This is a genomic window from Streptomyces sp. NPDC002730, from assembly GCF_042888805.1.
GTDB lineage: Bacteria > Actinomycetota > Actinomycetes > Streptomycetales > Streptomycetaceae > Streptomyces.
The window spans coordinates 38043-51137 of sequence record NZ_JBIAQG010000018.1 but is presented as its reverse complement, the minus strand read 5'-3'; the positions used below and the strand labels follow the sequence as shown (position 1 = coordinate 51137).

The 13095-nt window shown below is 70.8% G+C and carries 8 protein-coding genes; all 8 read right to left on the bottom strand.

The window, feature by feature from the left end:
• Positions 1-3 precede the first annotated feature (3 nt).
• The 8 genes from ACFYXH_RS36800 to ACFYXH_RS36765 all read right to left on the bottom strand — a co-directional run bounded on the left by ACFYXH_RS36800 (position 4) and on the right by ACFYXH_RS36765 (position 12527).
• Positions 4-2403 carry a VWA domain-containing protein gene (locus tag ACFYXH_RS36800; RefSeq protein ID WP_389572637.1) on the bottom strand — a complete coding sequence of 800 codons (2400 nt, stop codon included), beginning with the start codon at positions 2401-2403 and terminating at the stop codon, positions 4-6.
• 6 nt (positions 2404-2409) lie between these two features.
• Complete coding sequence (locus ACFYXH_RS36795; protein ID WP_385301281.1) at positions 2410-2856, bottom strand: Pycsar system effector family protein; 447 nt, start codon at positions 2854-2856, stop codon at positions 2410-2412.
• Positions 2857-2912: 56 nt separating this feature from the next.
• Positions 2913-4244, bottom strand: coding sequence for a hypothetical protein (locus ACFYXH_RS36790; protein WP_389572633.1), 1332 nt, complete (start codon positions 4242-4244; stop codon positions 2913-2915).
• On the bottom strand, positions 4241-6538 hold the full coding sequence (locus ACFYXH_RS36785) for a hypothetical protein (RefSeq protein ID WP_389572630.1): 2298 nt from the start codon (positions 6536-6538) through the stop codon (positions 4241-4243). Before ACFYXH_RS36785 ends, ACFYXH_RS36790 begins: the two co-directional genes overlap by 4 nt.
• Complete coding sequence (locus ACFYXH_RS36780; RefSeq protein ID WP_389572627.1) at positions 6535-7401, bottom strand: hypothetical protein; 867 nt, start codon at positions 7399-7401, stop codon at positions 6535-6537. Before ACFYXH_RS36780 ends, ACFYXH_RS36785 begins: the two co-directional genes overlap by 4 nt.
• A gap of 75 nt (positions 7402-7476) precedes the next feature.
• On the bottom strand, positions 7477-8205 hold the full coding sequence (locus ACFYXH_RS36775; protein WP_389572624.1) for a Crp/Fnr family transcriptional regulator: 729 nt from the start codon (positions 8203-8205) through the stop codon (positions 7477-7479).
• Positions 8206-8415: 210 nt separating this feature from the next.
• On the bottom strand, positions 8416-10971 hold the full coding sequence (locus ACFYXH_RS36770) for a polynucleotide kinase-phosphatase (protein WP_389572620.1): 2556 nt from the start codon (positions 10969-10971) through the stop codon (positions 8416-8418).
• A complete protein-coding gene (locus ACFYXH_RS36765; protein WP_389572617.1) occupies positions 10968-12527 on the bottom strand; it encodes a 3' terminal RNA ribose 2'-O-methyltransferase Hen1 in 1560 nt (519 codons plus the stop codon). The genes ACFYXH_RS36770 and ACFYXH_RS36765 overlap by 4 nt, the downstream gene beginning before the upstream one ends.
• Positions 12528-13095: the final 568 nt, after the last annotated feature.

Sequence of the window (13095 nt, the reverse complement as noted above, 5' to 3'; positions counted from 1 at the left end):
GACTCAGAAATTGGGGTCGAACCGGCGCGTACCGGCCGTCTGTTCTCCGGTGTCGGCCGGGTCACCGCCCGGGCGGGGGCGGTCGGCCGCATCGTTGCCGCGGTTGGGCCGGGACCAGCGGCCGCGCGAGGGTGTGCCCGCGTCGTCGCCGGTCCGCCCGCCCCGGGCGCGGCCGGGCCAGGTGCGACCGCGCTCGCCGCGCGACGGCCGGCCGGCCGGGCCGCGCCGGTCGCGTACGACGAGTTCCAGGCCGTCGGCGATGCCGGTCGACTCCCCCGCGCGTACGGCGTGTTCGCGCCCCTGGTGCGGGCGGAGCAGGAGCTCGCCCGCCCCGGTGCGGCGCAGCCGGTGGGAGGTGGGCGCTCCGGGGATGCTGCGCTGGAGCGAGGGAGCGGCGCCCCTGGCCCGGTCCACGGTGAAGTGGAATTCACCGCCGGTGCTCTGCCCCGAACGTATGGTGAGCTCGTCGAGCGATCTGCCCTCCGTGCTCAACTCCAGCTGTACGCCGACGAGATCGCGGCGCCGCCTGCGGGCTCCGAGCCGTACGACGGCGAAGGCGGCGAGCAGCAGCACCAGTGCGGCGCCGCCGATCACCGCGCCCCACCAGCGGTCCCACCAGGTGGGCGGCGCCTCGACCCGGAGATCGAGGAACGAGGTGTCCAGCACGTGCCCGTCGTCGCCCGTGTCGACGACGGTGATGCTTCCTCCCACCTCGCCGAGCGGAGTGCCGGGACCGAGCGAGAGAGTGAACCTGGCGCGGGTGCGCTCGCCCGGGGCCGCCGTGACGGTGGCCGGGCTGATCCGTAGTGCGGAGCCGGGCGCCTGGTCGTCGAGGGCCAGCCGCAGTGTGTGCGGTCCACTGTCGTTGTTGGTGATGTCCAGGGTGCCGCCGACGGTGGCGCCGGGGTGCACGGTGGCCCGGTCGACCGTCAGCCCCGCTGTGACGGGCGGGGTGCCCTTGGTGACCCAGGCGTGCAGCGGGCGGTGGTCGGCGGTGACCCCGGGTGCGGCCATCTGCGTGGTGAGTTCGAGGTTTCCCGATGCGCCGGCCGGCACGGTGAGCGTGCCCGTGAAGCGCACGTCGTCGGCCCGCTGGTCCGGTGCCCGGCCGTCGTCCGCCAGCCGCACGGTGACCGGGGCGAATCCGCTTCCTGACAGCCGCGCGGAGACCTTTACACCGGCCAGCTGGCGCGGGTCCGTGAGCACGACGCCGCGCCTGGTCTGCATCCGGATCTCGACCACGGCCTGCTCTCCGGCACGCGGCGCGGCGGGGTCCAGGGTCACGGCGGAGCGCAGCCGCCCCTGCCAGATGGCGCGGACGGCGACCTCACGATCCCGGTGGCCCTCCGGCGCCTCCACCCGGACCCGCCAACGGCCGGGCAGCGGATTCTTCACGCGCAGCGCCTCGACCGGGCCGTCCTGGCCGCTGACTTCGAAGGTCGAGCCGTCGAACGCCCCTTGTGTGGGCACCTTGCGGCCGCCGGGGTCGTAGTAGGTGACCGACACCTTGGGGTCGTGTTTGCCGACCGTGATCGATCCGTCGGTGGCGATAGGCGGGATCGTCACCGTCAGATCGGCCGGCGGTTTTCCGACCGTGCCGTGTGCGATCTGGGCGCAGCGTGCCGCGGCGAAGGTCTCCTGCAGCGCCTTGTCGATCTGCGCCGAGCTGTCCACCACCCGCATCCGCGGGGTGGCGCCGGGCAGATCGGCGCAGCCGTTGCGGTAGCCGCCCTCGGCCATCTCGGTCAGGGCCGCCCGGTCTATCTCGCTCCCGAAACCGAGCGGCCAGACCTGGACGGATTCGCGGCGGGCGCGGGCGAGCGCCTCGGTCAGCCGTTTGGCGCCGTTGGCCTGGCGGCTGGCGGCGTCGGTGCCGTACTCCGGGCTGTCACGCACATCCAGTTTGCCGTCGGTGAGCAGGAAGACCACCTTCGGGGTGGCTTTGTTGCTCTCGGACAGCCGGTCGACGGCCTGGCTCAGGGCGGCCGGGAAGTCGGTTCCCGGACCGGTCCGCCGCGGATCCCGGCGGGACAGCTCCTGTACGCAGTCGCTCAGGCGCTGCCGTCCCGCGGCGTCGGCCACGGTCAGTCCGCAGACCTCCCGCACCGCTGTCTGTCCCGCCTTCTCGGAGCTGCCGAACCCGATGACGGCGGCGCGGGAGCGCTCCGAGATCTCGCCCTGGCTCAGCAGCGCGGCGGCTTCCACCTCGCGTGTCAGATCCTTGTCGGAGAGACTCTTCGACTGGTCGACGACCACGGCGAAGTCGATCGGGTCCGGGCCCTCGGTGGCGGGCGCCGGGGCGCGGGCGCTCGCCGTCGCCGTCGCGGGCGCCATGAGCGGCCCGGACAGGGCCAGCAGCGCGCCGGCCATCACCAGGGCGCCCGCCTTGCTTCTCAGGTGCATCGTCTCTCACCACAGTTCGCTGAAGAGGGTCAGTAGCGCGCCGAGCGCGAGGGAACACACGCCCATGCGCAGCCACCGGTATTTCGCGGCGAGCACCGCTCCGTGCACGCTCGCCTGGTCCAGCAGCCAGCCGGTGACGTCCTCGCCCGCTGAGGCGAGGCGGGCCAGCAGTTGTTCCGAAGAGGCCCGGGCCGCCAGGTCGCGCAGCAGGGTGCGGTCGGCGCCGATCCTGGTGCGCGGCAGGATCACGGCGACGAGCATCAGCACTCCGGCACCCCAGAACAGGCCGCCCACAACAAGAAGCGCCGGTGTGGAGCGCGATTCGGGCAGCGGAGTGGATCCCTTGGAGAGGATGACGGCGAGGAAGGCGACGGCGCCGGAGAGCAGGATCGCCGCTTTCGTGTCGGCCCTGCCGATGTCCTCGCGGACCGACATGAGCAGACGCTCCGCCATGAAGCGGACATCCTCCGGTCCGGACCGGTCCGGTCCTGGCCGTAAGGCGCCGGAGCTCATTCGTCGTCCCAGTCGTCGAATGCCTCACTGGGCCTGGACGTACGGGGCCGGGACGGCCGGCGCTCGTCCGGGTCCCGTTCCGCCGCGGATTCGACCCGGGTCGGTTCGTACACATGCGGCGGGTCGTCGCTCCGGGCCGGGCTGCCGCCCGCGCTCGCTCCCTCCGCGTCCCAGGAGGGCCGGTCCGGCTCCGGTCGCGCGGGCGCTTCCCCGAGCGCGGGTCGCTGCGGTCCGCGCTGGGGCAGCACCCGGTCGACGACGCCACCGAGCACGCCACCGGTGCTTTCCCGCAGGTACTGCAGCACCTCGTACATCGGCTCTCCGATGTCATGGCGCTCCAGGACCCCGGTGTCGATGAGCCGGTTGAACACCGTGAGGAAGTCGGCCTGGCCCTCACGCCGCTCCTGCCGGATCGCGCGACGGATCTCCCACTGCTTGTCCGGGTTCTGTGCCATGTGGTGGGCGATTTCGGCCTCTTCGCCGCTCCGCAGCAGGATCTCCAGTTCACGCGCCCGATCGGCGACCAGCCGCCGTTCATGGACGTCCTTGCGCCGCTGGGCCTCCGCCATGCGCTCGTCCTTGGCCATGTCCAGATCGACCTCGTGCCGCTGCTGGACCTTTCTCTGGACCACCTTGCTCAAGTCGATGAAGACATGGACACGGGTACGCAGGCCGAGATCGCGGCCCAGGGCCAGCCGGCCCGCGCTCAGCTCGTCGCGCACCGCCTCGTCGGCGCGCTGTGCCTCGGTGAGTGCGAAGCGCCGCGATACCGCGCGCAGCCCGTCGAGGAGTTCGTCGTGCAGCAACTCGGCTACGTCCCAGACCCGTTGGGTGACCACCAGATACGGGTCGGTGACCTCCCAGTGCACCTTCGCCGACGCGTCGAAGAAGACTCCGTCGCCGGCGGCGGGCAGCCGGAGGTCGAATTCGGTGACGTTCCGGCCGAGCAGCACCTCGAACACCGTGTACGCCCGGCTGAGCCACTGTCTCTGGTGGTTCTCGCGGCGCTCCGGCCACACCACGCTGTGCCCGCCGTTTCCGTACATCACCACCGCGGCGATCTGGCCGCTCCGGCGTTTGTACGGCGGCGAGCACTCCCGTACGAGCGGCCCTTTCGGACGCTCCCGGTGCTGTTCCCTTTCCTGCTCCGGGCGCTGCTGTTGGCGAAGTTCCCGTTCCTGCGCCCAGTTCTGCCCAGGCTGCTGCATCTGCCGTTGTTGGCGCTGCTGTCCTTGGTGCTGCTGTCCTTGGCGCTGCTGTCCTTGCCGCTGCTGTCCTTGGCGCTGCTGTCCCGCCTTCGGACCCTCGTCGGCCCCGGGAGTGGTCATCGATCGGCTCCTTCTCCCACGGCGTCCCACATCCGGCTGGCCGCAGCCTTGTTCAGTGGTCTGTCGCGGTCTCTGACGAGGTCCTCCAGCAGGCTTCGCAGCCGGTCGCGGTCCCGGCGCTGTTCGGCGAGCAGCGGCAGAAAGTCACAGACCAGCCGGAGTGCTTCCTCGTTGCGGGAGGCCCGGCGCAGCAGGCTGCCCAGCTCGTCGAGCGCCGTCTCGCCGGCGCGGGCGGTGGCGAGGGTGTGCCGCAGCAGGGCCGCCAGCTCCGGCGCGAGTTGCGGCCGGGTCGCCAGCAGCGCGACGAGCAGCGGCTGTGCGTCGTACGGCTCGAGTTCCGGGACCTCCCGCAGACCCCAGAGGTAGGTGGTGCGCATCGTGAGCGTCCCGATCATGGAGATCAGCACAAGATTGGCAAGCTTCCGGCGCCCGTCCTTCAGCCAGTCGGCGAGCCGGCCGGTCACCGTCTCGGGCTCACCGGAGGCGAGCAGCCGCATAACGCTGAACGAGGCCGTGCCGAGCACGTCGACGTCGTCGTCCTCCTGCCTGCGCACCACACTGACCAGCGCGTCGAGCGAGGCGCTGACCGAGCCGGCCGGCAGGACATAGCCGTGGGCCAGCACAGCGGTGGCGAGCAGCGCGTCGTCGTCGCTCTTCGCCCACTCCTTCACCAGCGACTTGACCGCCGGCTGCACCTTCGGGTCGCGCGCCGCCTCGGCGAGCGCCGTCGCCGCGGCCATCTGCGGTACGGGGTTGTCCAGTGCGGCCATGGGGCGCACCAGTTCACCGAATCCGTAGATCCAGTCCCAGGAGCAGAGAACACCTGCCGCGATGGAGGCGCGCACCCATACCTCGGGGCGCGGGTCGTCGCACAGGATCCGCAGCCAGCGCGCCATGGGGCCGCGGACATTGTGGTAGCCGTGCCACACCTCGCGGAGCACGGCCGTGGCCAGGCTCTCGCCCTGGAACCGGATGGCGCGCATCGGGACCCGGGCGTCTCCGAGGTCGATCTCGCCGTCCTCCAGTACGGACCGGGCGACCATCGGGCGGATCTCGGCGTGCGTGCCGAAGAGCCGTCGCCCCACGGGCTGTTCCGGGTCCAGGGTCACCGCCAGCTCCCACGCGAGCAGTTCGGCGGCTTCGGCGGTAAGGCTGTAGGCGGAGCCGTTGAACACGGCCACGGCGATCCGGAAGGCGGCGGCGCTCAGCGTCGGCAGTGCCTCGGGAAGCATGCCGGGCCGGTCGGCGCCGGCGAACCACGCCCGCGCCTGTGCCCGGACGAAAGTGGCGCAGTCGTCGAGCAGTTGCTCATCCGTCAGCTCCCCCTTCTGACGGCGGGCCAGATGGTCGGCGAGCCGTGCGGCCTCGCGGGGCCGCAGTTCGTCGAGGCCGAGGGCCTCGGTGACATCGGATCGCCCGGCAAGCGCCCGCGCACTGTCGAGGGCGCCTTCGGGCTCGCCCTTCAGAAGCACCCGCAGGTGACGGTGGAGCACCTCTTCGGCGGGTGCGGGCGGGCAGTACATGCCGTAGCGGCCGCGGAGCAGCCGGTCGGCCAGGTCTCCGCTCTCGACCAGCACCACTCCGTACGCATGGGACTTGCGCAGCAGTTCGCTGAACCTGTCGAGGTGGAGCTCGGAGAGGCGGCTGGGCCTGCGGGGCTCCTTGCCGGTCTCGCCCCGGCGGCGCTCGGGCTCCCGGCGTCCGTCGTCCGGCGGCAGCTCCAGGAGATGACCGGCCCCGGCTTCGATCACCTGCTCGGTGATCTCGTGCACCGCATGGCTCGGATCAAGCCGGGTCACTTGGTTGTCCGCCAGTTCGGAGAGCAGGGCGAGGGCGGTGGCCTTGCGGCCGCTCCCGGATTCGCCGCACAGCACCAGAAGCCCGTCCGTACGCAGGAGTTGCTTCATCCGGTGGTAGCCGGAGGCCTCGCAGTAGACATCGGCGAGGTGCTTCAGCGCCTCCAGCGGGACCGAGCCCTGGACCACGGGCGGGCTGCTGTCGGGGCCGAACTGGCCGATGAAGTAGTTGCCTTCGAACACCTGGCCGTCGCCGCGGATCTCATAGGTGCGTTCGGCACGGCCCGGCGCGAAGGTGCGGCGCGCGGCGTGTGCGGTGCCGGCGCCACCGGTGCCGCCCGAGCCGCCCAGCGGGTTGCGTCCGGCCTGCTCGAAGGGGTTGGCCTCGGGCTGCTGCTCCGCTGTGTCGGCAGAGCTGTTCTCCGAACCGGAGGCCGGCGGCGACTGCGGTTCCTCGTTCTTCTCGTCCTGCGGCGGGGAGTCGTCCTGGTCGCTCATGCGTCGCCTCCCTCGCCGCGGGCGGAGCGGTCCCGGCCCTTGTTGATGCCGGTGAATCCGCCGCGGATCTCATTGCCCTTGAAGATCTGCATGTCTCCCTGGGCGTTGTACTGATTCGCGTAGCCCTGATCGGCGAAGTCCTGATCGGCGTAGTCCTGATCCACCGGCGACGGGGCGCCCGGAACCGGGTCGCCGGGTGTCCGGCCGCCGGGCGTAGGTGGCGGTGGGCCGTCCCCCTTCACCGGCCCACCGCCGGTCTGCTCCGCCGCCCGGTCGCCGAGCGGCGGCTCGGGCCAGCGGGGTATGTGGAACCAGGCGGTCTCGTCGGTCTCCTTGTACTGGACCGGCGCCTGGCGGTAGTGACCCGGTTCGACGTAGCGCCCGCCCTCGGCGACCACGTTCACGTACAGCCAGTCGGAGACCACGATCAGCAGGTCGGCCTTGTCGGCGGTGGTCATGATCTGCTTCGCCGTGGGGCTGTCGCAGAGCCGGCAGGCAAGATCCACCGCACGTCCCACGAGGCCCTTGCCGTCGTCGAGGACGAGGCCGGCGTTCATGCCGACGCGTAAGCGCAGTGGCCGTGCGCTGCCGTGGTTGAGTTCCCGCAAGCTCTCGTACAGGGTGTCGACCCACCGGCCGACCATGAGGGTCGGGGGCACCTCGGGCCGCAGGGCCACGAGAATGCCGTCTCCCCTGTCCTCCTGGTGGACCCGTCCCGGCTCGATACCGACGGACGCGTGCGCCTCGGAGAACGCCTCGTACATGGCGGAGCGCATCCGCTTCTTGGCTTCCAGACCCAACTTCCCCGATCCACAGGCGTCTCCGAAGATCACCAGTCTGTGGACGGCTCCCGCACTGCTCACTAGGACTCCCTGCGTGCTGTGGCGCTTGGTGACAGGTCAACTCTGGGTCCGCGCGGCGGCCGGCGATGTAGCGGTTTACACAGCCGGCGGAGATTTCTCGGGTGGCTGTGTCCCGGGTGGCTGCCCGCGGCCCTGGGCGAGGAGGAGCAGCACCTGCATATCGGTGACGATCACCCGGCGGTTGGCCGTACGGACCACGTCCTGCTCCCGCAGCAGGCGGAGCGCCTTGGCGACCGCCTCTCGGGTCGCTCCTATGGCTGCCGCCAAGTCGTGCTGCGGCAGCGGGAGTTGCAGCACGGTGCCGTCGTCGCCGCGGCGGCCGGCCCGCTCGGCGAGCTCCACCAGCCGGGCGGCGAGCCGCTGCAGCACGGTGCCGGAGGCGAGGGAACGGCGCTCGATGTCCGCGCTGCGCAGCCGCGTGCTCAGCTGGCGCATGATCAGCGAGGTGGCGTGCGGTCTGGCGGCCAGGAAACCCCTGAACCGGACTCCGGACACGGCCACCGCCTCCACCGGGCCGAGTGCGGTGACGGTGGCGCTGCGCGGCCCCTGATCGACGGCGGCGAGATCGCCCACCACCTCGCCCGCACCGCGCAGGGCAAGTATGAGCCGGGCGCTGCGCTCCGTCTCGACCGAGACCACGGCCCATCCGGAGAGCAGCGCCAGCACATACGTCGTTGTGTCGCGTTCGCGGATCATCACGTCACCGGGTTCGTACGCCCGCGGTGCACCCGCGCCGAGCAGCGCACGGCGGTCCTGAAGGGTGAGGGCGTCGAGGAACGAGCGGTCCTGGCCGAACAGACTCATCGTTCCCCCACAACGATCCATCTGGCCCTTTCCGGGGGACCACGCGATCTGCCGGTGTGCTCTTCCTCCCACGTCACGTGGCGCCCTCAGCACCAGAATCGATGGCTTGAAGTCGCGTTACGCGGTGGGGTGAAAACGCTAGGTGCTCGTCGAGACAGACGTCAACGAGAACGAACCGTGCGCCCCCTCAACCGCACCTGTGCGCCCCTTTTACAGCCGCGGGTCGACCGGCTCCGACTCCAGTGCGAGCACCGCGAAGACCGCTTCATGTATCCGCCACAGCGGCTCGCCGTCGGCCAGCCGGTCCAGGGCCTCGAGCCCCAGCGCGTACTCCCGCAGCGCCAGCGAGCGCTTGTGGTTGAGGAACCGGTTGCGCAGCCGCTCCAGGTTCTCCGGGCGGGTGTACTCGGGGCCGTAGATGATCCGCAGGTATTCGCGGCCGCGGACCTTGATGCCCGGCTGCACCAGTCGGCCCTTCTCGTCGCGCGCGAGTGCCTGGAGCGGCTTGACGACCATGCCCTCACCGCCTCTGCCGGTCATCTCCAGCCACCAGTCGACACCGGCGCCGACCGAGGCCTCGTCGCCGGTCTCGACGACGAGGCGCCGGGTGACCTGGAGCAGGCCGGTCGGGTCATGCTCCACCAGCCGGTCCAGCCACGCCAGTTGCTCGTCGTGCGGTACGGCGGCGAGCGAACGCCCCTGTACCGCGAGGATCTGGAACGGAGCGAGACGCACCCCCTTCAGCCCCTCGGTCGTCCAGCAGTAGCGCCGGTACGCGTCGGTGAACGCGGCGGCGTCGGTGGCGCGTTCACGCTGCTCGGCCAGGAGTCCGTCCACATCGACGCCGCGCCCGACGGCAGCCTCGAGAGCCGCCGTGGCACCCGGGAAGACGGCGCCGGACGCGGCGCCGACCGCCGCGTACTGCGAGCGCAGCAGTCCGGCCGCCTTGAGCGACCAGGGCATCAGCTCGGCGTCGAGCAGCAGCCACTCCGTACCGAACTCGTCCCACAGGCCGGCCGCGGTGACAGCCGTACGCAACCGGTCGAGGACCGCCTCGGTGACGGACTGGTCGTCGAAGAAGGGCCGTCCGGTACGGGTGTGCAGCGCGCCGGTGGGGCCGTCGACCCCGAACCGCTCGCGCGCGGCCACGGCGTCACGGCAGACGAGCGCCACCGCCCGCGAGCCCATGTGCTTCTCCTCGCACACGACCTTGGCGATGCCGTCCGCCCGGTACTGGGCGAAGGCCTCGGCCGGGTGCTCCAGGTATCCGGGCTCCTTCGATGTCGCGGTCGGCGACATGGTCGGCGGAAGGTAGGCGAGCAGTCGCGGGTCGACGGCGAAACGGCTCATGACCTCGAGCGCCGCCGCGGCGTTCTCCTCGCGCACACCGATACGCGCCATGTGCCGGGTCTCCACGACCCGTCGGCCCTGCACATCGGCGAGGTCCAGGGGACGGCCCTCGCGGCCGCCCGGCGCCTCGGTGGTGAGCGGCTTGGCCGGCTCGTACCAGACCTTCTCGGCCGGTACGTCGACGAGCTCACGCTCCGGCCAGCGCAGCGCGGTCATCCTGCCGCCGAAGACCGCTCCGGTGTCCAGGCAGATGGTGTTGTTGATCCACGAGGTGCTGGGCACGGGTGTGTGGCCGTAGACGACGGCTGCCCGTCCTCGGTAGTCCTCCGCCCACGGGTAGCGCACGGGCAGGCCGAACTCGTCGGTCTCGCCGGTCGTGTCGCCGTACAGCGCGTGTGAGCGGACCCGTCCCGAGGTGCGCCCGTGGTACTTCTCCGGCAGACCGGCGTGGCAGACCACGAGCTTGCCCTCGTCGAGTACGTAGTGGCTGACGAGTCCGTCGATGAACTCCCGCACCTGCTCGCGGAAAGCGTCGTCCTCCTTCTCCAACTGCTCGATGGTCTCGGCGAGTCCGTGCGTGTGCTGGACGTTCCTGCCCTTGAGCCACCGTCCGAGCTTGTTCTCGTGGTTGCCGGGCACGCACAGGGCATTGCCGTCGGCGACCATGCTCATCACGCGGCGCAGCACACCGGGGCTGTCGGGTCCCCGGTCGACGAGGTCGCCGACGAAGACCGCCGTACGCCCTTCGGGATGAACACCGTCCTGGTAGCCGAGCTTGGCGAGCAGGGTCTCCAGCTCGGACCGGCAGCCATGGATGTCGCCGATGATGTCGAAGGGGCCGGTGAGGTGCCTGAGGTCGTTGTAGCGGCGCTCGAGGACGACCTCGGCGCTCTCGACCTCCTCCACGCTGCGCAGGATGTGCACCTTGCGGAAGCCCTCGCGCTCCAGTCCGCGCAGCGAGCGGCGCAGTTCGCGCCGGTGGCGCTGGATGACATGGCGGGGCATCCCGGCCCGGTCGGGGCGTGCGGCGTTGCGTTCGGCGCAGACCTCTTCCGGCATGTCGAGGACGATCGCGATGGGCAGCACATCGTACTGGCGCGCCAGCTGCACAAGCTGCCGGCGGCTCTCGGGCTGCACGCTGGTGGCGTCGACGACGGTCAGCCGCCCGGCCGCGAGCCGCTTGCCCGCGATGTAGTGCAGTACCTCGAACGCGGCACCGCTCGCGCTCTGGTCGTTCTCGTCGTCGGCGACGAGCCCGCGGCAGAAGTCGGAGGAGATGACCTCGGTGGGCTTGAAGTGCTTACGGGCGAACGTGGACTTGCCGGAGCCGGTGGCTCCGATGAGGACGACGAGGGACAGGTCGGTCACCGGGAGCGTGCGCTTCGCCGGCGCGGTGGTCGGAGTGGTGCTGGTCATGCGGCCTTCGCCTCCTTCTCGGCCTCGGTCTTGTCGGTGTTCAGGGTCTTGCCGGTGTTTCGGGTCTTGCCGGTGTTTCGGGTCTTGCCGGTGTTCTTTTTGGTCTTCTCAGTCTCGTCGCTCCTGGTGAAGACAGCCATCTGGGTGGGCGGCCCCACCTCGGGGTCGTCGGGCCCCACGGCGACGAACTCGACGCCGTAGCCGTCCCGTTCGCCGACCGCATGCGCCCAGGAGCGGAATTCCGCGCGCGTCCACTCGAAGCGGTGGTCGCCGTGGCGCACATGCCCGGCGGGCAGCGTCTCCCAGCGGACGTTGTACTCGACGTTCGGCGTTGTCACGACCACGGTCTGCGGCCGGGCGGACCCGAACACCGCGTACTCCAGCGCGGGCAGCCGCGGCAGATCGAGGTGCTCGATGACCTCACTCAGCACGGCGGCGTCGTACCCGCCGAGCCGCTTGTCGGTGTACGTGAGCGAACCCTGCAGCAGCTTGACGCGCGCGGCCTGCCGCTCACCGATCCGGTCCAGCTTCAGTCGGCGCCCTGCGACGGTGAGCGCCCGCACGGACACGTCCACCCCGACGATCTCGGTGAAGCGCACATCCTTGAGCAGCGCCTGCACCAACTGGCCCTGCCCGCAGCCCAGGTCGAGCACCCGGCTCGCCCCGGCCGTGCGCAGCGCCTCAAGAATCGCGTCCCGCCGCTGCTCGGCGAGCGGCACCGGCTTCTCCTCGGTGTCCGTCGTCTCGTCCACGGCGTTGTCCACGTCCTCGACCTCGAGGTCGTCGGCCTCGGCCAGCCGCACCAGCTCAAGACGTTCCATCGCCTGCCGGGTCAGCCCCCAGCGGCGCGACAGATAGCGGCTGGTGATCAGCTTCTGCTCGGGGTGCTCGGCCAGCCAGCCCTCGCCCGCCCGCAGCAGCTTGTCCACCTCGTCGGGAGCGACCCAGTAGTGCTTGGCGTCGTCGAGCACCGGCAGCAGAACGTACAACTGCCGCAGCGCGTCGGCCAGCCGCAGCTCCCCTTCGAGCACCAGCTGTACGTAGCGGGAGTCGCCCCATTCGGGGAACTGCGCGTCCAGCGCCACCGGCTCCGCCTCGACCGAGGCCCAGCCCAGCGGCCCGAAGAGCTTTCGGACCAGCTCGGCGCCACCGCGCGCGGGCAGCGCGGGCACCTCGACGCGCAGCTGCATCGGCTCCTCGGCTCGCCCGGGCAGCGCGGCGCACACACCCCGCAGGGCGCTCTTGAACACGGTGCTCAACGCGACGGCCAACAGCGAAGACGCGGCGTACGGCCGGTCGTTGACGTACTGCGCAAGCGCCGAATCCGGCGCGCCACCACGGCCCTTGCCCTTGCCGCGCCGCACCAGCGCCACCGGATCCACTTCCAGCAGCAGCGCGGACGTGCAGCGTTCGGCGGACGCCTCGGGGTAGAAGACATGCGCCGTACCGTGCGAGGTGGAGAATGTCTGCGCCTTGTCGGGATGCTTGTGCAGCAGAAAGCCGAGGTCGGTGGCGGGACGTTCGGGGGTACCGGTCGTACTGATCGTCAGGAACATCCGACGTACCTCTTTGACCTTCGCTTATACGGGCTGAAACTGCTGTGACCTGCTAGGACGAGTTTCAGAGGCTATCGGAGGCAGTCAGAGGCGACCACTGAGTTTCGGACCCGGATTCGACCCGGTCCGCTCGGAGCAAGTCAGAGGCAATCCGTCTGATCCGGGCTCCGAGCCGGCCCGAGCCAGTCGGTGTCGAGCAGCCGTTCCCCTCCGGCGGCCCTCTGGTTCGGCCTCGGTCGAGCCGCGATGGGGACGCCTGCCTCCACCTCGGAGCCAGACATACGAAAGCCCCCAGGACGGCAATCCTGGAGGCTTCGCTTGGCACCGATCGGAGGCCGGCCCCGGACACCACCCCTGGTTTGCCCTCCGCCGAGGGCGGAGCCCGGCGGAGGTTCGGGGAGGGGTTTGGCGCTACAGGCCGATCTCGAGCGTTACAGTCCTGCCACCCCTGCTTGAAGTACTCGTTGATCTTCGAGGCCTGCAAGCGTTCCCCGTGAGCGCCGGTCTCCGCATGTCGTCGCGATTGGGCGGACGTATTGTCCGTATATGGGTGATGGTGGGTGTGGCT

Coding starts and splice junctions, on each gene's coding strand:
- ACFYXH_RS36790 (WP_389572633.1), bottom strand. CDS start 4,244: ATGACCACTCCCGGGGCCGACGAGGGTCCGAAGGCGGGACAGCAGCGC.
- ACFYXH_RS36785 (WP_389572630.1), bottom strand. CDS start 6,538: ATGAGCGACCAGGACGACTCCCCGCCGCAGGACGAGAAGAACGAGGAA.
- ACFYXH_RS36795 (WP_385301281.1), bottom strand. CDS start 2,856: ATGGCGGAGCGTCTGCTCATGTCGGTCCGCGAGGACATCGGCAGGGCC.
- ACFYXH_RS36765 (WP_389572617.1), bottom strand. CDS start 12,527: ATGTTCCTGACGATCAGTACGACCGGTACCCCCGAACGTCCCGCCACC.
- ACFYXH_RS36775 (WP_389572624.1), bottom strand. CDS start 8,205: ATGAGTCTGTTCGGCCAGGACCGCTCGTTCCTCGACGCCCTCACCCTT.
- ACFYXH_RS36770 (WP_389572620.1), bottom strand. CDS start 10,971: ATGACCAGCACCACTCCGACCACCGCGCCGGCGAAGCGCACGCTCCCG.
- ACFYXH_RS36800 (WP_389572637.1), bottom strand. CDS start 2,403: ATGCACCTGAGAAGCAAGGCGGGCGCCCTGGTGATGGCCGGCGCGCTG.